This window comes from Pseudomonas sp. SWRI51 (genome assembly GCF_014268825.1).
GTDB lineage: Bacteria > Pseudomonadota > Gammaproteobacteria > Pseudomonadales > Pseudomonadaceae > Aquipseudomonas > Aquipseudomonas farsensis.
Genome location: NZ_JABWRG010000009.1, coordinates 21,698 through 40,561 on the forward strand (window position 1 = coordinate 21,698; position 18,864 = coordinate 40,561).

The 18,864-nt window shown below is 60.3% G+C and carries 23 protein-coding genes; 15 read left to right on the top strand and 8 right to left on the bottom strand.

The genetic code is table 11. From position 1 onward, the window contains the following. The first annotated feature begins 69 nt into the window (after positions 1–69). Positions 70–432 (top strand): hypothetical protein, encoded by a 363-nt coding sequence (locus HU720_RS05385; protein ID WP_186517914.1) that lies wholly within the window; start codon positions 70–72, stop codon positions 430–432. A 126-nt stretch (positions 433–558) separates the two neighbouring features. Here the strand turns inward: HU720_RS05385 and HU720_RS05390 are convergent, their stop codons facing one another. Then, positions 559–1,065, bottom strand: a complete 507-nt coding sequence (locus tag HU720_RS05390) for a hypothetical protein (RefSeq protein WP_186517915.1) — start codon at positions 1,063–1,065, stop codon at positions 559–561. 153 nt (positions 1,066–1,218) lie between these two features. On the opposite strand from HU720_RS05390, the gene HU720_RS05395 reads away from it, so the two are divergent. Next, positions 1,219–2,001: a DUF2786 domain-containing protein gene (locus tag HU720_RS05395; protein ID WP_186517916.1), complete on the top strand. Its 783-nt coding sequence runs from the start codon at positions 1,219–1,221 to the stop codon at positions 1,999–2,001. Between the two features lie 113 nt (positions 2,002–2,114). Beyond that, positions 2,115–2,393, top strand: coding sequence for a hypothetical protein (locus tag HU720_RS05400; RefSeq protein ID WP_186518014.1), 279 nt, complete (start codon positions 2,115–2,117; stop codon positions 2,391–2,393). Here HU720_RS05400 and HU720_RS05405 read toward each other — a convergent pair. Then, entirely contained in the window at positions 2,381–2,629 is a 249-nt protein-coding gene (locus tag HU720_RS05405) for a hypothetical protein (RefSeq protein WP_186517917.1), read from the bottom strand. The two genes, HU720_RS05400 and HU720_RS05405, sit on opposite strands and share 13 nt — an antisense overlap. A 76-nt stretch (positions 2,630–2,705) precedes the next feature. On the opposite strand from HU720_RS05405, the gene HU720_RS05410 reads away from it, so the two are divergent. Then, positions 2,706–3,398 (top strand): Lar family restriction alleviation protein, encoded by a 693-nt coding sequence (locus HU720_RS05410; protein WP_186517918.1) that lies wholly within the window; start codon positions 2,706–2,708, stop codon positions 3,396–3,398. Between the two features lie 79 nt (positions 3,399–3,477). Here HU720_RS05410 and HU720_RS05415 read toward each other — a convergent pair whose 3' ends face one another. Then, positions 3,478–3,777: a hypothetical protein gene (locus tag HU720_RS05415; RefSeq protein ID WP_186517920.1), complete on the bottom strand. Its 300-nt coding sequence runs from the start codon at positions 3,775–3,777 to the stop codon at positions 3,478–3,480. Positions 3,778–4,299: 522 nt separating this feature from the next. Here HU720_RS05415 and HU720_RS05420 point away from each other — a divergent pair. Genes HU720_RS05420 through HU720_RS05435 form a run of 4 tightly spaced genes read left to right on the top strand, consistent with a single transcriptional unit; the run spans position 4,300 to position 5,685 of the window. Next, positions 4,300–4,623 (top strand): hypothetical protein, encoded by a 324-nt coding sequence (locus HU720_RS05420; RefSeq protein ID WP_186517922.1) that lies wholly within the window; start codon positions 4,300–4,302, stop codon positions 4,621–4,623. Beyond that, positions 4,620–4,889 carry a hypothetical protein gene (locus HU720_RS05425; RefSeq protein WP_186517924.1) on the top strand — a complete coding sequence of 90 codons (270 nt, stop codon included), beginning with the start codon at positions 4,620–4,622 and terminating at the stop codon, positions 4,887–4,889. The genes HU720_RS05420 and HU720_RS05425 overlap by 4 nt, the downstream gene beginning before the upstream one ends. Beyond that, the gene (locus tag HU720_RS05430) at positions 4,886–5,338 is read left to right on the top strand and encodes an ASCH domain-containing protein (RefSeq protein ID WP_238337637.1); all 453 of its coding nucleotides are present in this window, start codon (positions 4,886–4,888) and stop codon (positions 5,336–5,338) included. The genes HU720_RS05425 and HU720_RS05430 overlap by 4 nt, the downstream gene beginning before the upstream one ends. Then, the gene (locus HU720_RS05435; protein WP_186517925.1) at positions 5,335–5,685 is read left to right on the top strand and encodes a hypothetical protein; all 351 of its coding nucleotides are present in this window, start codon (positions 5,335–5,337) and stop codon (positions 5,683–5,685) included. The genes HU720_RS05430 and HU720_RS05435 overlap by 4 nt, the downstream gene beginning before the upstream one ends. Positions 5,686–5,749: 64 nt before the next feature. Here the strand turns inward: HU720_RS05435 and HU720_RS05440 are convergent, their stop codons facing one another. After that, positions 5,750–7,063 carry a PAS domain-containing methyl-accepting chemotaxis protein gene (locus tag HU720_RS05440; protein ID WP_186517927.1) on the bottom strand — a complete coding sequence of 438 codons (1,314 nt, stop codon included), beginning with the start codon at positions 7,061–7,063 and terminating at the stop codon, positions 5,750–5,752. 706 nt (positions 7,064–7,769) lie between these two features. On the opposite strand from HU720_RS05440, the gene HU720_RS24245 reads away from it, so the two are divergent. The 4 genes from HU720_RS24245 (at position 7,770) to HU720_RS05455 (ending at position 12,515) form a co-directional block, all read left to right on the top strand. Continuing rightward, positions 7,770–8,087: a hypothetical protein gene (locus HU720_RS24245; protein ID WP_238337638.1), complete on the top strand. Its 318-nt coding sequence runs from the start codon at positions 7,770–7,772 to the stop codon at positions 8,085–8,087. A 212-nt stretch (positions 8,088–8,299) separates the two neighbouring features. Next, complete coding sequence (locus HU720_RS05445) at positions 8,300–9,493, top strand: site-specific integrase (protein WP_186517929.1); 1,194 nt, start codon at positions 8,300–8,302, stop codon at positions 9,491–9,493. Between the two features lie 20 nt (positions 9,494–9,513). Next, positions 9,514–11,100 carry an ABC-F family ATPase gene (locus HU720_RS05450; RefSeq protein WP_186517930.1) on the top strand — a complete coding sequence of 529 codons (1,587 nt, stop codon included), beginning with the start codon at positions 9,514–9,516 and terminating at the stop codon, positions 11,098–11,100. Positions 11,101–11,228: 128 nt separating this feature from the next. After that, the gene (locus HU720_RS05455) at positions 11,229–12,515 is read left to right on the top strand and encodes an MFS transporter (protein ID WP_186518012.1); all 1,287 of its coding nucleotides are present in this window, start codon (positions 11,229–11,231) and stop codon (positions 12,513–12,515) included. Here the strand turns inward: HU720_RS05455 and HU720_RS05460 are convergent. Both HU720_RS05460 and HU720_RS05465 read right to left on the bottom strand, forming a co-directional pair. Next, a complete protein-coding gene (locus tag HU720_RS05460) occupies positions 12,474–13,523 on the bottom strand; it encodes a dienelactone hydrolase (protein WP_186517931.1) in 1,050 nt (349 codons plus the stop codon). The two genes, HU720_RS05455 and HU720_RS05460, sit on opposite strands and share 42 nt — an antisense overlap. Before the next feature lie 121 nt (positions 13,524–13,644). Further along, complete coding sequence (locus HU720_RS05465) at positions 13,645–14,256, bottom strand: FMN-dependent NADH-azoreductase (RefSeq protein ID WP_186517932.1); 612 nt, start codon at positions 14,254–14,256, stop codon at positions 13,645–13,647. A 136-nt stretch (positions 14,257–14,392) separates the two neighbouring features. On the opposite strand from HU720_RS05465, the gene HU720_RS05470 reads away from it, so the two are divergent. Together HU720_RS05470 and HU720_RS05475 are read left to right on the top strand one after the other, a co-directional pair. Continuing rightward, positions 14,393–15,295 carry a LysR substrate-binding domain-containing protein gene (locus HU720_RS05470; protein WP_186517933.1) on the top strand — a complete coding sequence of 301 codons (903 nt, stop codon included), beginning with the start codon at positions 14,393–14,395 and terminating at the stop codon, positions 15,293–15,295. Further along, positions 15,288–15,665 carry an MmcQ/YjbR family DNA-binding protein gene (locus tag HU720_RS05475; protein WP_186517934.1) on the top strand — a complete coding sequence of 126 codons (378 nt, stop codon included), beginning with the start codon at positions 15,288–15,290 and terminating at the stop codon, positions 15,663–15,665. Before HU720_RS05470 ends, HU720_RS05475 begins: the two co-directional genes overlap by 8 nt. Here HU720_RS05475 and HU720_RS05480 read toward each other — a convergent pair. Together HU720_RS05480 and HU720_RS05485 are read right to left on the bottom strand one after the other, a co-directional pair. Further along, positions 15,642–16,037, bottom strand: coding sequence for a DUF1294 domain-containing protein (locus HU720_RS05480; protein ID WP_186517935.1), 396 nt, complete (start codon positions 16,035–16,037; stop codon positions 15,642–15,644). The genes HU720_RS05475 and HU720_RS05480 overlap by 24 nt on opposite strands. Next, complete coding sequence (locus HU720_RS05485) at positions 16,037–16,867, bottom strand: undecaprenyl-diphosphate phosphatase (protein ID WP_186517937.1); 831 nt, start codon at positions 16,865–16,867, stop codon at positions 16,037–16,039. Before HU720_RS05485 ends, HU720_RS05480 begins: the two co-directional genes overlap by 1 nt. A gap of 300 nt (positions 16,868–17,167) precedes the next feature. Here HU720_RS05485 and HU720_RS05490 point away from each other — a divergent pair, with 300 nt between their 5' ends. Next, positions 17,168–18,802 (top strand): methyl-accepting chemotaxis protein, encoded by a 1,635-nt coding sequence (locus HU720_RS05490; RefSeq protein WP_186517939.1) that lies wholly within the window; start codon positions 17,168–17,170, stop codon positions 18,800–18,802. Positions 18,803–18,864: the final 62 nt, after the last annotated feature.

Sequence of the window (18,864 nt, forward strand, 5' to 3'; positions counted from 1 at the left end):
CGCGCGTTCGGCATGGCCGGCGCCAGCAACACATCAATCTGCCGCCCAGCGGCTTGGGAGGTATCGGCCATGGCCGAGAAGAAGACCGGCAGCGCGAAGCACTCAGCGGACTACCGCGCCCGGCAGAAGGCGGAAGCCGAGAAGCTGGGCATCGAGGACGTGACAATCACGATGCCGGCTGGGATCAAGAAGGCGTTCGCGGCCGAGCTCAAGCGTCACGGCTACAAGCAGGTGCAGGAGCTGTGGCAGGACATGGCCCTGTCATGGATCGCCCAGGAGCCGGAAGAGCGGGCGCGACGACTCGAAAAGCCTGACGCGCCAGCTTTCTACATATCGCCGAAACTGGCGCGACAGTTCAATGAGGCCAGCATGGCTGAGCTGAGGCGTGATCCGGGCGATGAAATCTGCCCCCCAAGAACCGACCCGTGCTAGCTGGTCTTTTTCTCGGACTTTGGCGGCTTCACCTTAGGCATTGGAGTCCCACTTTTTACAGGGGGCAGCCCATGATCATAGGTTGGAACTCCTCGGTTTTTGTCATTCGATCCCTTTCCGCTGTCTTTACTCATCATCGGCACCCACGTAGAAGTTGTTGAAGTAGTATCTCATTTTGCTTTCGGCTTGAAGCATCAAGTCAGCAGCTTCAGGCAATGATGTGCTGGCGAAAGACGACTTCATAATTGCCGATTTCTTGCTGCGAACTTGAAATCGCTTTTCGTTAATTTCTTTTGCTGTCAAGACCTCTTCCGCAACATCATGCCAACCGCGCTCTGCTTCATCCGCCAAAGAAAACAGCTCAATGGAAGCAACGGACAATGGCTTGATTCTCGTCTTGAAGGGTAACAGCTTGTAAGCAACCGACACTACTTGGCTTACCGCGATGATCGAGCCCCAAACCATCGAGGCATCCTTCCACATAGCCCAAGCAGCAATACTTGCAGAAGATGTGAGGGCCAGAAATATTCCCACTCCAGTATCAATGCGCTCACTGCGCTGCTGGTAAAGCTCCAGATAGTAAGCGTGAGCCCTGAGCTCTTGCATCTCAGTCCAATACTGTTGTTGGTACATACGATCCTTCGCTTGATGTCTCGAATCCTAACTTAATACCCCACCACGAAGTGAATTTCCACTACGACTTCGTTGCCTGTTGAAACCTTTTAATCGAAACCAACGAACCACGCCACCCCGGCGAGGGCGGCGCCTGCACGCAAGGACAACGACATGACCGAGCAAGAGCACGACGAAAGCAAACTCGAACGGGTGATCCGCAAGATCAAGCGCTGCCTGGCCCTCTCCAAAAGCTCGAACGAGAACGAGGCCGCCACCGCAATGCGCCAGGCCCAGGCGCTGATGCGTGAATACCGCCTGACCGAGCTGGACGTGCGTCTGAGCGATGTCAGCGAGGTTGAGTCGGAGAAGGCGCGCGCCAATCGCCGCCCTACCTGGGATCGTCACCTGAGTGGCATCGTGGCCCAAGTGTTTGGCGTCAGGCCTCTGTCTTATCAGCACTGGTGCAAATCGTCCGGCCGCAGGGTTGATCGCGCGCTGTTTGTCGGAGTTTCTCCAGCCCCGCAGATCGCGATTTATGCCTACGAGGCTCTTCTGGTGAAGCTGACCTTGGCGCGCCGTGAGTATGTGGCGCTCGTCCGTTCAGGCAAGCGCCACAGCTCCTACTCCCCCGAGACCGCCGGTGATCATTTCGCTCTCGCCTGGGTGTCCGCAGTTCACGGCAAGATCCATGAGCTGCTTCCTCGCGGAGAGGAAGATCCAGGGCTTACCCACCACTCGGATGGTCGCGACCTGGTCGCCATTGAAACGCAGGACAAGGCATTGATCGACCAGTACCTGGCAGGCCAGGAAATCGGCAAAGCCCGAAAGGCGCCAAAGGTTGAGTTGGATCTGGACGCACAGATCGCCGGGTTGCTGGCGGGCCAGCGCGTCGAGCTGAACCCAGGCATGGCACACAGCGGTCAGGCCCAAGCACAGATCGCAAGCGGTCAGTGAGGAGAGCCCTATGAGTACATTCGCAGTGTTCGGAATGACCCGCGACGTAGCGCTGGCCGAGGCCAAGAAGCGCGTCAAAACCAGCAAGCCCGGCAAGCCTGGCGCCCCCCCCCTTGCAACTGACGCCAGCCCAGTGGCACGAAGCCGTCGCGAAATACGCTGACAAGCTCATGAGCGGCGAGCGAGTGAAGCAACTGAGCAATCTATTCGACGCCCCTCAGTACGCGCAGCAGTTCATCGAACTGGCAAAGAAGCACAGCGAGTGCCGAGATTTGCGCATCCGCGCCCGCTGCGCGCTAGTCGACGCCAAGGGCAAGCCGGTGATCAATCCAAAGACCAAGATGCCGAAGATCGGATGGTCTGACTACCAGGCTGGAGCTCACGCGGCCTGAAGCGTCTGCCCTCCTTTCAATGTGATTACGTTCTGATCATTCACAAACTCGACCTGTTCGACAACATCCATAGCCACTCGATGAGCCTCCTCAAGGGTGGGATAGCTGGCTTCCCTGAGCACGGCATACGCAGGCCTCTCCTCGCCCCGCTGAACACTCAAGATCGGGTAATAGCCGCCCTGCAGCTGCGAGGCGCCCGACCAAATAAACGCTTCCCCAAAAACTTTCGTACCCACGGCAGTGCTCCTGTTGTGAACTGGACCAATAGGAAAGCACGGGTATTCGCTCAATTCCAGGATCCGAGATTTCAACATGCCCACAGAAAACCGATCCATCAACACCGATATGGTCAGCGAGATGTTGCCGTGCCCCTTCTGCGGCCAGCAGGACTTTCTTATCGAGCGCCTAGACAGCGACGCCTCAGTGGTGATCTGCCAAGGCCTGACTGGGCCGCATGAGGCTTGCCTGGCCCGTGGCCCAGTTGGCTTGGTACAGGATGAGGGCGAAGAGCAGCCAGGGCGCGACAAGGCGATTGAGCTGTGGAATGCGAGAGCCGAGCAGCACCACGCCGAGCCAACCGCCTGGTATGACCCCACCCACCGAGACTTTATCACCGCCGAAGGGCGAGCAGCGACCCTGCGCATGGGCGACGGTGACTGCCTAGCGCGCTACAGCGTTCGGCTCTTCGCCGCTCCCACGGCAGCAGAGGAGCTTGATTCGGTGCGGCACTGGCGTGGAAAGCATACCGATGTGATGCGGGAGCGTGACACGCTGCGCGCGCAGTTGACCAAGCAGGAGGAGCTGCTCGGCGCGATTGCTGGCTGGACAACCGAAACCCGGGCGGCCGTGCTGGAGGCATTCCAAGACGAGCTCAATGAGAGCGCCAGTTACGCCTGGTACGACGCTGCCATAGCTGACCTGATGGCGCTCGTCGGGGCCTATCCCACAGCGCCGAGCCAGTTGTTCGTGACCACGAAATCCCAGGCACCTCATTCCAACGCCTGAAGATGCGGGCCAACCAGGGCGAATAGCTCAACGGCCCGATAGAGCACATTTGTACTCTATCCAGCTTTCACCCCTCCCTCTATCGGGAGGAGGCAGCAGCACCGCCAGCAGATAAGCCTTGAACGGCCGCGCGCCGCGCCTTGCCAACGCCCCAGGCCATTGCTCGGGTCATCGACTCTCCTGGGCGAGAGTCGAAAGCTTCCTCATGGACCGCCACCCCATCCGGAGCGTACACGCCGATGAACATCTGCGTGGCACCGGTGGGCGACAGCCTCACCTGCACCTCAATGTAGGTGCCGTCATCAAGGGTCTCTTCGTGAGTTCGATGGTGGAGTGTCGGGTCCGACCAATCCCAAAATATCTCGCCGCGAATTCTCATACAGCCCTCCTGCAACCGTTCGTTATGTCTAGCTACGAAGGATAAAAATAGCGCAAGCAAGACGCGATGCAACAGCTCAAGGCCAAGGCTGTGAGCCGAATCGGACAATCGGCTTTCAAAGCTGTACCTACCCCCTCCCCTGTACAACTTTTTGCCCGCGAGATGGGGCAGAGCAGACGTGCGGTTGACCTACGCCTCAGTGTCGGGCGCGCCGATCGATGCTGCAAATTCCATCCATTCTTCGAATGCTTTTCGATGCTCGCTGCAGACGTATTCCCAATCCGCTCCCGAAATGTGGCCATAAGCCACGCGACTCATGGCCGCAGTGGTTAGAACATCCAGCTTCCGCAACAGTTCGTAGGCACGAAACTGCTCCTCCCTGTTTACTTTTGCCAATTTCGCCACCGATGTGTGAGGCCAGCCGATTGGCGGGCCTAGTCGGTGGACCGCTACATACCCTCATAGGTCACTAATCCCCCCAATTAATTCGGAAAGCCGCGATATGGCGGCCAAGGAATCGTCATGCCTGAAGAAAATCAACGGATTCAGCCGATCGCTGTTGAGCGTGATGAGCACGGCTTCTGGACCCACCCTGCGTGGCCCTCAACGGATGAGGAGCTTATTCCGTATTCCTGGTTCGATGATCACGGCCTAGCCATCAAACAGGTCGATTTCGAATATGACGCGTCCGAAACCCTCCAAGCGGCTTGGTACCACGACGGCATCGCAGACTGCACCACCTGGAACCCGAGCCAACCAGCAGGTGATGACTGGTTCATCTTCTCCATCCATGACACAGAAGACGGACCGATCTGCGTATGGGTCCGCCACAAGGTGACTCCATGACCCGCCTCGTCCTCTGCCTCCTGCTGCTGGCCACCGGCGCCAGCGCATCGCCTTTGCCGTATGGGGTTCGCGTCTTCCATGACGATGAGCGCGGCGCCAGCTGCTGGATCTATCAGCCCGGAAGTGGCGTAGGTATCAGTTGCATCCCCGACAGCCAGCTGCAGGCCGGCAACGAGCGCCAGCTCTCCCCGCACGAACAGCAGGACAATGGGCCAACCCCGGCCGGCGCACAGGCGCAGCGGATCGAAGAGAGGTATTCGCTATGAAGGCACTTTCGATTCGCCAGCCATGGGCCTGGCTGATCATGAGCGGTGGCAAAGATATCGAAAATCGCACTTGGCACACGAAGTTTCGAGGTCGTTTCTTGGTGCACGCCGCTGCCGGTATGACTCGCCGTGAGTTTCTGTCAGCGTTCGATTTTATGGCCCAAAGGGGGATCAAACCGCCATTCCCGGTACCGCCTGAGAACCTGTTGCGAGGCGGAATCATCGGCTCAGTTGAGCTCGTCGACAGCGTCGATCACAGCGAGTCGCCTTGGTACATGGGTGAGAAAGGCTTCGTGTTGCGCGATCCGAAGCCGCTGCCGTTCTCCCCTATGAAGGGGCGCTTAGGGTTCTTTGAGGTGCCTGGGGAGGCGCTGTGCACCTGCCCATCCGGCGACGGCTCACTGCGCTGGCCATGCCCTGTTCATCCACTAACGGAGCTGACGCCATGAAGACACTCGGCGAAATTATCGAAGCCGCGAAATCAGGCGAGCGGCCGGAATACGACGACTTGAGACTTGCTGTCTGCGCAATGGATGCTCTTATGACCTTCGACCGCCAGGCTATCTGGAAGCTGGCCGAAGGTGAGCAGCAGGGCAAGAAACAAATCCTCATCTGGAGCAGCCTCTGGCAGCGAGAGGAGCAGTTCCAACGCGTCAAGCGGGCCATGGCCGCCACACCGAAGGTGTGGCTTGGCCCTGACAACGACCCCGATAGCGCGGATGTCCAGGAGCGGCGCCGCGTGTCGATCGCCATTATGGGAGGCGTAGCACGGCAAGCTCGAGAGAAGAGCCCATGAAGGAGCGCAAGCCGGAACACCACCCGACTCCAGCCCCCTCCATTCAAAATCGCTACTGTCCGGGCTAGCTTACCTCGTTCGCAAAATGCCCAACGGCTTGGACCACTTGCTTCGCACCGTTTTGAATTTCAAGAATCACGGTGCCGGCTTCGTTCGCTAGAACTAAACCTTCCTCGGCTTTGGCCCGGCTATTGAACATTTCGGAGACAGCTTGATCTGCAAGGGCCTGGTTCTGTTGGGCGACAATAACGATCTCCTCGGTAGCCGAGCTAGTGTGACCTGCTAGCTTGCGGACTTCATCGGCAACCACGGCGAACCCCCTTCCATGCTCTCCAGCGCGCGCGGCTTCAATCGCTGCATTGAGGGCTAGAAGATTGGTTTGTGAGGCGATACCGCCAATGGTTTGAACAATCGAGCTGATTATCGCGGATTGCTTGCCAAGGGCCTCGATGCTTTCGGTAGCCGACTTCATCTGCTCGGCAATACTGCGCATTGTCCCTACTGTGCGCGTCACCACTACCGCTCCGTGCTCAGCACTAGCGTCAGTTTTTCGAGAGACCTCAAAGGCAACGCCAGCCGCATCTTTAACTTCCTGTTCGCGCGCAACTTGGTCAGTAACCACGCTCGCAAACTTCACCACTTTGGAGAGATTACCTTCGGTGTCGTGAACCGGGTTGTAGGTAGCCTCCAACCAAATGTCGTTTCCACGCCCGTCGATCCGCTTGAACCGATCTGCCACATACTCCCCACGGTTGAGCTTCTTCCAGAAACTTTCGTACTCGTTAGATGAGGCTTCCTCAGTAGAGCAGAACATGCGGTGATGCTTGCCCACGATTTGGCCAAGTGAATAGCCCATGGCATCGAGAAACTGCTTGTTGGCCGCGATAACCGTACCGTCGAGTTTGAATTCAATAACAGCCGTCGACCGCAGCAGGGCTTGGATTAGCGCCTCGTTCTCCTTGGATTGCTCCACGGTGCGGGTAATCTCGCTACCGTATCCCTGAACATAGGCAAGTCGTCCATCTTCACCACGAATGGGGAGCCAATAGATTTTCAGCCACGCCAGGCTGCCGTCTGCCCGGAGGTAGCGATACTCATCATGCACAGGATCAAACTGGGCCACAGCCCTGTTGAAGGCATGAAAACATGGTAGGTCTTTGACATAAGGTGGAACGATTTCAGAGAGAGGCCGCCCGAATAGGCGCTCGTCGGGGTAGCCCAAACTCTGCTTAAACGCCTGGTTGAAAGCGCAGATTCGAAACTGCTCATCGAGCCTGATGGATAACATCCCTCGATCCATCTGCTCGACTTGCTGACGCAGCAGACTCAGCTCCCTGTTGAGTTCTAGAACATTCTTTTTCAGGGTGCGGTTGAACATTTACAGGCTCCGGATTGCTAAGTAGGGCGTTATGGACTTATGTCGTTTTTTCTTGAGCGGATCGGCGTTTTACGTGGCAGTCCTTAGCCCAAAGAATCCAAAGCAGTGCAGCCCTAACCTGAGTGAACGGCCACCGGCGGGGAGACGACCTGAGGAAGAACCCCTAAACTGGCCAGAAAGAATAGGCTGTCGACACTCCGTCCTTACCGGCCTGGTTAGCTCTGATCGCGTTGGACCGCGTCGATAAGACCAGCTACGTCGTCAGGCGGGGAGAGATCCAGCGGCTCTGCAACCGACCCCGATGCTGGATTCAACGTAGCCGCGTGTCGCATCCATTTCTCGAAAGCTTCTCGATGGGCTATTTGAGCAGCCTCCCACGAAGAGTCTCGAAATCGTCCGTATGCAACTTGGCTCATTATGGTCGAGGTAATGGCATCAAGCTCTCTGAGCAATTGGTAGGCGATGTATCTCTCGTCAGGTAGCGGCATATCAGTTCTCGCAGGGTTGCAGCAGCCCCAAACGTCAGGACAGCAGTATAGATCCAATAGACCGCAATGATGTCATTTTGATCCCTGTTTGAGCGGGCGACCTGTCCAACTCGCTTCTTTCCCCTGCATCAGCAAGCCACAGGCTAGAACCCCAGCACTGACCTAGCCCCTATCCCTATAGCTAAAGCCCGCCGACATGAGCGGGAATGGAGAGACTCATGCTCAATTTTCTGGCTCGCCTGTTCAAGCGAAGGAAGAAGACCAACCCGCGCCCAGTGCTAGCACGTACAGCATCTGCGCGCGGCCACAGCCGGGCAACTGGTAGGCAAGACCCGGTGCTTGATCCGCTCAACCCGTTGAGCCCTGCCAGCCCGGTGCATCCAGCCTACCAAGCCGACACCTACGAACCATCGCGTAGCACCAGCAGTTCCTGCTCCAGTCGTGACTACAGCAGCCATGACAGCGGCGGCAGCTACTCGTCGGGCGACAGCTGCAGTTCAAGCGACAACGGGTCCAGCTCCAGCAGCTGCGACTGACCAACAAACTGCCGCCATTGGCGGCGTGGAGACCATCCCATGGAAACCGAAAGCACTGGCGACGTCGACAAGGTCACCGAACAACGAATGGCTGATCTTCTCGGCTGCACCAAACGAGCCTTGGAAGGCCGTCGACTGCGGGGAGGAATCCCCGAAGGCGTCTGGATCAAGCACGGCGGACGGATCATCTACAGTAAGAAGAGGTATGACGAATGGCTGGAAAGCCAATGGATTTTCCCCCTGGCATCGACGTCCACTACGGCTCGCTCCGACTCAGGTTCATGTGGGAAGGTACTCGCCGAAGTGAGACCCTTCCCTACCCCCCGACACAAAAAGGGATCAAGGCTGCATCCCAGCTTCGCGATAAAGTAACCAGCCTGATCAAGCTCAACCTCCTCGACCACGACAAATACGCCGAGCTGTTCCCGAGCTCCGCCGCTGTCGTGGGTGGTATTCCGACATTTGGCGAGTACGCCCAGCTGTGGCTGGATAGTCGAGAGATCACCGCAGGCACCAGGCTGAACTATAAAGGCACCTTGAATCTGTACTGGGTGCCCCACCTTGCGTTGGTACGTATCGATCTGATCACATCAACGCTGCTGAGACGGATCGTTGCCGCGATCACCTGGACATCGCCGTCGGTCAAACGCAATGCGATGGTGAAGCTTTCAACCATCCTACGTTCGGCGGTGCTGGACGGGCTGATAACAAGGAATCCCGCAGAGGCCATCCAGCTACCAGCGCGCTCAAGGAAGGAGGTCGATCCATTCACCTTGGACGAGGCGAATGCAATCATCGCTGAGCTTTACAAACACCAGCACTGGCCCAGCCAGATCTATGCGGCGTTTTTTGAGTTCATGTTCTTCACCGGGCTTCGTTTGTCCGAAGGCTTGGCGCTGCGCTGGGACGCGGTGGATAGGAAGAAGAAGACCGCTCACGTGCGTCGGACAATCGCGCTGGGTGTGGTGGAAGAAAGGACAAAAACCGGGCGAGATAGATTTGTGCTGCTCAACGACAGGGCATTGCATGCCTTGGACTTCGCCGAGCAATATGCCGAGCGCCGAAAGCGAGGGAAGGGAAAATTCACCGAATCACCGTTCGTCTTCCCGCCGGGGAAGAATGGTGAGCACGTCAAGCAGACCTCGGACCTACACCACCAGTGGCGCCCGATCTTGCAAGGTTTGGGGGTTAGGTACCGCCCCCCGTATAACTGCCGTCACACCTATGCGACAATATGCTTAATGTCAGGTCTCAACCCCGCATTTATCGCCCAACAGCTCGGGCATAGCGTGCAGATGCTCTTATCGACTTATGCGCGCTGGATTAACTCGTCCAACGACTGGCAGGAGCTGGAAAAGCTCCAGATTGGTCCGAAATTGGTCCGCAGCTGCGACGAAGCCACTTAAGTTATTGATAGGTAAGCTCCTTGATCTCCACCGCTAATATCACCATGCAGTTCGGCGCCAAGCCGCTGTTCGAGAACGTTTCGGTCAAATTCAACAACGGCAACCGTTATGGCCTGATCGGCGCCAACGGTTGCGGCAAGTCGACCTTCATGAAAATCCTCGGCGGCGACCTGGAGCCTTCCGGCGGCCAGGTGATGCTCGAGCCCAACACCCGCCTGGGCAAGCTGCGCCAGGACCAGTTCGCCTACGAACACTTTACCGTGATCGATACCGTGATCATGGGCCACGACCAGTTGTGGAAGGTCAAGGCTGAGCGCGACCGCATCTACTCGCTGCCAGAAATGACCGAAGAAGACGGCATGGCCGTCGCCGAGCTGGAAACCGAGTTCGCCGAAATGGACGGCTACACCGCCGAATCGCGCGCCGGTGAGCTGCTGCTGGGCCTGGGCATTCCGCTGGAGCAACACTTCGGCCCGATGAGCGAAGTTGCCCCTGGCTGGAAGCTGCGCGTGTTGCTGGCCCAGGCGCTGTTCTCCGACCCGGACGTCCTGCTGCTCGACGAACCGACCAACCACCTGGACATCAACACCATCCGTTGGCTGGAAACGATCCTCACGGCGCGTAACAGCACCATGATCATCATTTCCCACGACCGTCACTTCCTCAACAGCGTGTGCACGCACATGGCTGACCTTGACTACGGCGAGCTGCGCCTGTTCCCAGGCAACTACGACGAGTACATGACCGCGGCCACCCAGTCGCGTGAGCAACTGCTGTCGGACAACGCCAAGAAGAAAGCCCAGATCGCCGAGCTGCAGACCTTCGTCAGCCGCTTCTCGGCCAACGCCTCGAAAGCCAAGCAGGCCACCTCGCGGGCCAAGCAGATCGACAAGATCCAACTGGCCGAAGTCAAGCCGTCCAGCCGCGTCAGCCCGTTCATTCGTTTCGAACAGACCAAAAAGCTGCACCGCCAGGCAGTGGTCGTCGAGAAAATGGCCAAGGCCTTCGACGACAAGGTGCTGTTCAAGGACTTCAGTTTCACCGTCGAAGCCGGCGAGCGCGTGGCCATCATCGGCCCCAACGGCATTGGCAAGACCACCCTGCTGCGCACCCTGGTCGGTGAAATGACACCGGACAAAGGCGCGGTGAAGTGGACCGACAGTGCCGAGGTTGGCTACTACGCCCAGGACCACGCCCACGACTTCGAAGACGACGTGAGCCTGTTCGACTGGATGGGCCAGTGGACCAGCGGCGAGCAAGTGATCCGCGGCACCCTGGGGCGCATGCTGTTCTCCAACGACGAGATCCTCAAGTCGGTGAAGGTGATTTCCGGGGGTGAGCAGGGCCGCATGCTGTTCGGCAAGCTGATCCTGCAAAAGCCGAACGTACTGGTGATGGACGAACCGACCAACCACCTGGACATGGAATCGATCGAGGCGTTGAACCTGGCGCTGGAAAACTACCCCGGCACACTGCTGTTCGTCAGCCACGACCGGGAGTTCGTGTCCTCGCTGGCCACGCGCATCCTGGAGCTGACGCCGAACGGTGTGATCGACTTCAGCGGCACCTACGACGACTACCTGCGTAGCCAGGGCGTCGTGGTCTGATCTGACAGCCCGCTCCCACGACGAGCGTTGGGGCACAGTAATGTGCAGGCCTGCGCCGGCCTCATCGCAGGCTGGCGCAGGGCCACAAAGATTCGACATGCTGGCTTGCCGCGCTTTCTGCCTGCCCCATTTTCGGCTACCATCCAGCGCTTAATTCGTTAGCCTGCTTTCTTTTATTCCGCACAATCGCCATCATTGCCCGTACGCCCAACCGCCTACCCGCGAACGAGCCCATGACCGCGCCAGTACCCTCCCCCAGCAATACCAGCAGCATCACGCTGCAAATCCTCGCCATCGTTTTCTACACCTTCATTGCCTTCCTGTGCATCGGCCTGCCGATTGCGGTGCTGCCAGGCCATGTACATGACCAACTGGGCTATGGCGCAGTGATCGCCGGCCTGACCATTGGTTTGCAGTACCTGGCAACGCTGCTCAGCAGGCCGTTCGCCGGCAAGGTGGCAGACACCCTGGGCGGCAAACGGGCGATCCGCTACGGCCTGTATGGCATCGCCGGCTGCGGCCTACTCACCCTGCTCTCGGCCTGGGCCTTGCACCTGCCCTGGCTGAGCCTGGCGCTACTGCTTGGCGGGCGCCTGTTGCTGGGGATCGCCCAAGGGCTGATCGGCGTCGCAACGCTCAGCTGGGGCATCAGCCAGGTGGGCCCGGAACACACCGCACGGGTTATCTCGTGGAATGGCATCGCCTCATATGGCGCCATCGCCATCGGTGCCCCGGTGGGCGTAGTGATGGTCGATGCGTTCAACTTTGCAGCCCTCGGCCCGGCGCTACTTGTCTTGGCCGTGCTAGCCCTACTGGCACTGCGCAAGCGCCCGGATGTGCTGGTGGTGCGGGGTGAACGCCTGCGCTTCTGGTCGGCGTTTGCCCGTGTGGCGCCGTGCGGCCTGGGCCTGACCCTGGCTTCGATCGGCTACGGCACCCTGACCACCTTCGTCACTTTGTACTACCTGGAGCGCGGCTGGAGCGGCGCAGCGCTGTGCCTGAGCGCGTTCGGGACATGCTTCATCATTTCCCGGTTGTTGTTCGTCAACGCCGTGAACCGCTTCGGTGGCTATAACGTAGCCATCGCCTGCATGGCCACTGAAGTGCTGGGGCTGGCCTTGCTGTGGCTCGCACCCTCCCCGCTGTTTGCGATGATTGGCGCCGGGCTGACGGGCTTTGGGCTGTCGCTGGTATACCCGGCGCTGGGCGTCGAGGCGATCCGCCAGGTGCCGAGTAGCAGCCGCGGCGCCGGGCTTGGCGCCTATGCGGTGTTCTTCGACCTGGCGCTGGCGATTGCAGGGCCAATGATGGGCGCGGTGGCGGTGTATCTGGGCTATGCCTCGATCTTTGCCGTGGCTGCGTTGCTCGCCCTGTCAGGGGTGGGCTTGACGCTGTTGCTCGCCCGTCGCGGCTGAGCGCTCGGCGGGCTCCGGCGCACCGAGGGCCTGGCTGAAGAAGGTAGTGGTTTCGCTGCGCAACGACCGGTGGATGTAGCGCCGGTCGACGCCATCGGCGTCCTTGCACAGCGCCGGCATGCGCTGGTGCTGCTCTTCATCGCACGGGGCCATGAACACAAAGTGCCCGGCGCCGGCGAGCAGCCTATAGTCAGGCGTGACCGGCAACTTGCGCGCCAGTGCATCGGCGTTGTGCTCCAGCGCAAGCAACTGGTCATGGTCGCCGCTGTAGATCAGCGCCGGTACCTGCACCCCAGCCAAGGCGTGCCGCCCGAACATCAAACTCAACGGCGCCATCAGCATCACCGCACCGACCCGAGGGTCCGCGTGGGCGGTGAGTTCGCTGTGGTCGGCGATCAGTACGCCGTGCGTCTTGCAGGCATCGGCATCCTTGGGGCGCTCATCGCAGTAACGGCGCAGGCGCTCAAGGTCAGGCTGGGCGCCAGACAGGATCAACGCCGTCTCGCCCCCGGCCGAATAGCCGATTACACCGACCTTGCCGTCATTGAGGTACGGGGCGAGCAGTTTGTCCGCGCGTGCTGCAGTTATTGCTGCGCTGATCTGCAACGGCCGGCCATAAAGGTTGCTCACAGCCCCAAGACGGCTGTGATCGCGGCTGTTGTCCCCAGGGTGAACCACGGCAACCACCACAAAACCCTCCCGCGCCAGACCATTGGCCAGGTCATGCAAGGCCATGGGGCTACCGGTATTGCCGTGGGAGATTACCAGCAACGGAAACTGCCCAAGGGCAACCGGCCCCTCTTCGGCAACCCGCGTCTGGTAGCCCTCGATGCGCACGGGGTGCGCCTGCCCGCTTGAGGGGTAGAACACCAGCGCCTGCATCGGCTTGGCATCGACGGGGTCGGCCAATGTCAGACGGTGCAGGCCCGCCGACCACGAGGCTGCCTCGGCATTGGCCAGCAGGCCGCCGAACAGCAACAAAGTGACCAGGTTCTGCAGTCGATTCATGGCAATAATCCCGGATGTCGTCTGAGCTTAGAACCGTCTTGAAGCCTGCTGGATGAAAAAAGCATGAAAAAAAGCCGACTGGCGCGCGTGGCGACAGTCGGCTGGGGTAAAAACCTGCAGGTCAGGCAGCGACGAACAGCTCGTCGGCGATCTGCGCCTGGGCGGCATCGATGGCCTTGGCACGGTGCTCGGGGCCGTAAGCCAGGCCGTGGGCACGTACGAACTCAAGGTCGGTAATGCCGATGAAGCCCAGGAACACCTTGAGGAAGTCCTCATGGCCAACGCCGGTTGGCTGGCCTTCATGCAGGCCGCCGGCCGTCGATACCACGATCACCTTCTTGTCACCGCACAACCCCTGCGGGCCGGCTTCGGTGTAGCTGAACGTCTTGCCGGCCACCGCTACACGGTCGATCCAGGCCTTGAGCTGGGTGGGTACGCTGAAGTTGTACATTGGCGCGCCGATTACCACGGCGTCTGCTGCCAGGAACTCTTCGAGGGTTTCCTGGCTGAGCTTGGCTTCGTGTGCCAGTGCCGCGTCACGCGCCTCTTCAGCGGTGCCGGCGGCAACCAAGGTAGCGGCGGAGAAATGGCTGATGGCATCGGCAGCCAGGTCGCGATACACCACTTCTATGGATGGGTCGGCTGCCTTCCAGGCTTCTACCACTTCGCGGCTCAACTGGCGGGAGGCGGAATTGTCGCCCAGGATGCTCGAATCGATGTGCAACAGTTTCATAGGACTCTCCAGTGTTTTTGAAGACCGCTGCGGATAAGCGATCACGATGGGGAGAATCCTACCGACATGACCAATGACTGAAAAGTTAGCAAAAATGCGTTAGTTTGTTCCACTGATGGAACAATGAGCCCTTTGCATGCAAGACCTCAACGATCTGTTTTACTTCGCCCAGGTGGTCGAAGCTGGCGGCTTCGCTGCCGCCGGGCGCCAGTTGGGCATCCCCAAATCACGGCTGTCGCGGCGCATTGCCGAGCTTGAGGAGCGGCTGGGCACGCGGCTGTTACAGCGCACCACGCGCCAACTCAAGCTTACCGCCGTGGGCGAGCGCTACTTGCACCACTGCCAGGCCATGCTGCTTGAGGCCGAAATGGCTGATGAGGTGGTTGCCAGCATGTCCAGCGAGCCTCGGGGCCGCTTGCGGGTGTCATGCCCGGTGGCGCTGGCCCACGCTTTTTTGCCTGAGGTGATCGCCCGTTTCCTGGCTCAGTACCCGCTGGTGCAGTTGGACATGGTGCTGCTCAACCGTCGGGTAGATCTGATTTCCGAAGGCATCGACGTTGCCCTGCGGGTGCGCGAGCTGGGTGATGAGGACCCGGCGCTGGTCACCCGCCGCCTGCGCCAGGCGCAGATGCAACTGGTGGCGGCGCCCGGCTTTGCCGACCATGTGCGCCACCCTTCCGAACTTGCCGGCCTGCCGGTGCTGGGCGCGGCGGAGGCTGACCGGTTGGTGCATTTTCGTTTGTTGGGGCCCAATGGTCGCACCGAAGATATTGCCCTTGAACCGCGCCTGGCCATTGATGACTTCGTGGTGCGCAACGCAGCCGTGCGCGCGGGCCTGGGTTTTACAGCGCTGCCGGCGATGTTCTGCGAAGAGGAACTGGCGCGGGGCGAGCTGGTACGGCTACTCCCGGACTGGTCGCTACCGGGCGGTTATCTGCAAGCGGTATACCCGCACCGGCGTGGCCTGTTGCCAGCGGTGCGGGCATGGATTGATCATCTGGCGGCTTCATTCGAAGCCTGTGGAGAGCGCTATGTCTGACCAACGCATGACTCAGGCGCAGGTGGCGGCGTTTTGCCTGGCCCTGCCGGGGGCGCGAGAAGACTACAAATGGGGTGGGATCCGCGTGTTCTCGATTGCCGGCAACAAAATGTTCGCGGTCATGGACCTGGCCGGTGCAGGGTTGTCGTTCAAAGTGGCCGATGAGCTGTTTCTGGGCTATTGCGACCGCCCGGGCATTCGCCCGGCGCCTTATCTGGCGCGGGCCAAGTGGGTAAGCGTGGCGCCGCCCTACCCCATGGGCGGCGAAGAGCTACGCGAGCTGCTCAGCCGCTCGCACCAGTTGGTGGTGAAACGCTTGCCCAAGCGCACGCAGGTGGGGCTGCTGCTACAAGAGCCCTGCGTGCCATAGATGATTGAACCAGAACACCTGGTGCACCAGCACGATGGCCCAGCACACCACTTGGTACGACACCTTGCGCGTTTTGTGGCGAAACAGTTGCTGGGCCAGCAATGCCCCAGGCCAGCCGCCCAGCAGTTCGCTGGCATGCAGCACCTTCTCCGGCGTGCGCCAAACCTGGGTGCGGGCCTGCTGTTTGTCCTGCCAATACAGCAGCAGGCTGATCAAACTCAGTGCCGGGTACATTGCCAAAGGCACCCATGACTGCCCGCTAAGCCCAACCTGCAAGCTGCCGCCCAGCGGTAGCAGGCACAGGCCAGCCAATACCAAGCCCTTGAGCCCGGCATTGCGAATACCCGGCTGAGCAGCCTGCGCGCGAGCCATCAGGGTTGCGCCGTCGCCCAGTCAACCCAACCAAACTGCCAGGTGGCCAGAATCAACAGGCCGAAGGCAATGCGATACCAGGCAAACACCGCGTAGCTGTGGTTGGCGATGAACTTGAGCAGCCCGCGCACCGCGATCATGGCAAAGATGAACGACACCACGAAGCCTAGCGCGAACACGGGCAGGTCTGCAGGCTGGAACAGGTCGCGGTACTTGTAGCCCGAATACACCGCCGCCCCGACCATGGTCGGCATCGCCAGAAAGAACGAAAACTCGGTGGCCGCCTTGCGCGACAGGCCAAACAGCAGGCCGCCGATGATGGTCGAGCCGGAGCGCGAGGTGCCTGGAATCATCGCCAGGCACTGCACGAAACCAATCTTCAGGGCGTGGTGCCAGCTCATTTCATCGACATGCTCGACCTCGACGCGGTGCACGCGACGCTCGGCCCAGAGCATGATCAACCCGCCCACCACCAGCGCGACCGCCACAGTGATGGGGTTGAACAGGTAATGGTGGATCAGGTCGGCGAACAGCACACCCAGCACCACGGCCGGCAGGAAGGCAATCAGCAGGTTGGCGGTAAAGCGCCGCGCCGGCACCTGGGTCGGCAGCCCCACCACCACATCGAAGATCTTGCGACGAAACTCCCACACCACCGCCAGGATTGCGCCCAGCTGGATGATGATGTTGAACGCCATGGCGCGTTCGCCGCCAAAGCCGAGCAGGTCGGCAACGATGATCTGGTGCCCGGTACTCGAAATGGGCAAGAACTCGGTCAACCCTTCGACCACGCCCAGGATGATCGCCTGCAAGGCACTCCAAAAATCCATCATTCCCCCATGGGGGACCGCGCCATTGGCAGGCCCCTCTGTTTTGATATGCAAATGTATACCGCACGCGGCGACGCCGTTTTACAGCGACCCTTGGGTGCAATACCAGCAGAAAAGTTCATCGCGCTAAAGGTTTCATCCAGAGCGGCCGAGATCCTAGCAGAGGGACTGTTTCCGTTCCCGTATTACCTGCAACACGGAATGTCACTTCATACCCATTAGCCGTTGGTCGGGTGGGGGCCTAGGCCAAAGCATGCTTGGATGCCTTCTATAAAAAGAACAACACTGGAGTAACGCATCATGAAGACCCTCAGGTCGATGTCGATCAGCCGCCGTCTCTGGCTGATCCTGCTGGTCGCTGTGGCCATGCTGGTAGTACTGGGCTTGTTGATGCTGCGCCAAATCCATGGCGACCTGTACCAGGCCAAGGCCGAAAAGACCCGCCACGTGGTGCAGACCGCAGCCGGGGTGCTGGCCTATTACCAAGGCCTGGAGGCCGCCGGCACGCTGACCCGTGATGCCGCCCAGCAGCAGGCGCTGCAAGTGGTGCGCGGCCTGCGCTACGAGCAGAACGACTATTTCTGGATCAATGACCTGCAGCCGAAGATGGTCATGCACCCCGTCAACGCCAAGCTCGAAGGCCAGGACCTGTCGTCGATCCGCGACCCTGACGGCTTTGCCCTGTTCAACGAAATGGTCACGCTGGCCAAAAGCCAGGGCGCAGGCCCGGTCGACTACCGCTGGCCCAAGCCCGGCGCCAGCGACCCTGTGCCAAAGACGTCCTACATTCAATTGTTCAAGCCTTGGGGCTGGATCATCGGCTCGGGGGTGTATGTCGATGACGTGCAGGACGAGTTCGCCCGCCAGCTGTGGCACGCCTCGCTGGTCGGCATCGCCATCGCGGTGCTGATGGCGCTGGTGGTATTGCTGATCGCCCGCAGCATCTCACGTCCTTTGCACGAGGCGGTGCAGGCCATGGGCAACATCGCCAGCGGCGAAAGTGACCTGACCCGCCGCCTGGACACCCATGGGCGCGATGAAATCACCCACTTGGGCGAGCACTTCAACCGTTTCAACGGCAAGCTGCAAGGCGTGGTTGGCCAACTGCAAGGCGCAGCCCATGCCCTGGCGCAGTCCGCCGGCCATGTCGGCGACAACGCCGGTGCCGCCCAGGCGCGCAGCGCGCAGCAATCGCTGCAGATGGACCAGGTGGCCACCGCCATCAATGAAGTCAGCTACGCCGTGCACGATGTCGCCAAGCATGCCGAGCAGGCCGCCGGCGAGATGCGCAACGCCCAGCAGCAAGTCGATGAGGGCCAGCACGCCATCCATGGCAGCCTGGAACAGATCGACCGGTTGTCGGCGACCATCGAGCAGGCAGTGCAGGTCATCCGCGAGCTGGCCAGCCACAGCACACGCATTGGCGGCGTACTGGAGGTGATCCGCGCCATCGCCGAGCAGACCAACCTGCTGGCGCTGAACGCAGCCATCGAAGCGGCCCGCGCCGGCGAACAAGGCCGCGGCTTTGCCGTGGTAGCCGACGAAGTGCGCCTGCTGGCCCAGCGCACGGCGCAATCCACCGCTGAAATCCAGACCATGATCGAGCATCTGCAGGGCCAGTCGGAGGCCGCCGTCAAGGCCATCGATACCAGCAGCGAGGCCTCGCGCCAGACCGTCACCCAGGCCCGTGAAGCCGGTACCCGCCTCGATGCCATCAGCCAGGCGCTGAACACCCTGGGTGCCCTGAACGCCTCGATTGCCAGCGCCACCTTGCAGCAGTCGCATGTGGTCGAGGAGATCAACCGCAACGTCACCGAAACCGCCGGGCTGTCCCAGGAAACCGCCGAAGCCGCGCGCCAATCCAGCGAAGCGGGCAACGCCCTGGGCCGCCTGAGCGAAGAACTCGAGCAACTGCTGCGCCAGTTCCGGGTTTAGCCAGCGGCTAGCTTCGAGCTGCAAGCCGCACCGCTCGCTTGCAGCTTGCTGCTTGCAGCTCG

Coding starts and splice junctions, on each gene's coding strand:
- HU720_RS05490 (WP_186517939.1), top strand. CDS start 17,168: ATGAAGACCCTCAGGTCGATGTCGATCAGCCGCCGTCTCTGGCTGATC.
- HU720_RS05395 (WP_186517916.1), top strand. CDS start 1,219: ATGACCGAGCAAGAGCACGACGAAAGCAAACTCGAACGGGTGATCCGC.
- HU720_RS05440 (WP_186517927.1), bottom strand. CDS start 7,063: ATGTTCAACCGCACCCTGAAAAAGAATGTTCTAGAACTCAACAGGGAG.
- HU720_RS05480 (WP_186517935.1), bottom strand. CDS start 16,037: ATGGCTCGCGCGCAGGCTGCTCAGCCGGGTATTCGCAATGCCGGGCTC.
- HU720_RS05420 (WP_186517922.1), top strand. CDS start 4,300: ATGCCTGAAGAAAATCAACGGATTCAGCCGATCGCTGTTGAGCGTGAT.
- HU720_RS05430 (WP_238337637.1), top strand. CDS start 4,886: ATGAAGGCACTTTCGATTCGCCAGCCATGGGCCTGGCTGATCATGAGC.
- HU720_RS05415 (WP_186517920.1), bottom strand. CDS start 3,777: ATGAGAATTCGCGGCGAGATATTTTGGGATTGGTCGGACCCGACACTC.
- HU720_RS05470 (WP_186517933.1), top strand. CDS start 14,393: ATGCAAGACCTCAACGATCTGTTTTACTTCGCCCAGGTGGTCGAAGCT.
- HU720_RS05445 (WP_186517929.1), top strand. CDS start 8,300: ATGGCTGGAAAGCCAATGGATTTTCCCCCTGGCATCGACGTCCACTAC.
- HU720_RS05485 (WP_186517937.1), bottom strand. CDS start 16,867: ATGGATTTTTGGAGTGCCTTGCAGGCGATCATCCTGGGCGTGGTCGAA.
- HU720_RS05435 (WP_186517925.1), top strand. CDS start 5,335: ATGAAGACACTCGGCGAAATTATCGAAGCCGCGAAATCAGGCGAGCGG.
- HU720_RS05475 (WP_186517934.1), top strand. CDS start 15,288: ATGTCTGACCAACGCATGACTCAGGCGCAGGTGGCGGCGTTTTGCCTG.
- HU720_RS05425 (WP_186517924.1), top strand. CDS start 4,620: ATGACCCGCCTCGTCCTCTGCCTCCTGCTGCTGGCCACCGGCGCCAGC.
- HU720_RS24245 (WP_238337638.1), top strand. CDS start 7,770: ATGCTCAATTTTCTGGCTCGCCTGTTCAAGCGAAGGAAGAAGACCAAC.
- HU720_RS05390 (WP_186517915.1), bottom strand. CDS start 1,065: ATGTACCAACAACAGTATTGGACTGAGATGCAAGAGCTCAGGGCTCAC.
- HU720_RS05385 (WP_186517914.1), top strand. CDS start 70: ATGGCCGAGAAGAAGACCGGCAGCGCGAAGCACTCAGCGGACTACCGC.
- HU720_RS05410 (WP_186517918.1), top strand. CDS start 2,706: ATGCCCACAGAAAACCGATCCATCAACACCGATATGGTCAGCGAGATG.
- HU720_RS05460 (WP_186517931.1), bottom strand. CDS start 13,523: ATGAATCGACTGCAGAACCTGGTCACTTTGTTGCTGTTCGGCGGCCTG.
- HU720_RS05465 (WP_186517932.1), bottom strand. CDS start 14,256: ATGAAACTGTTGCACATCGATTCGAGCATCCTGGGCGACAATTCCGCC.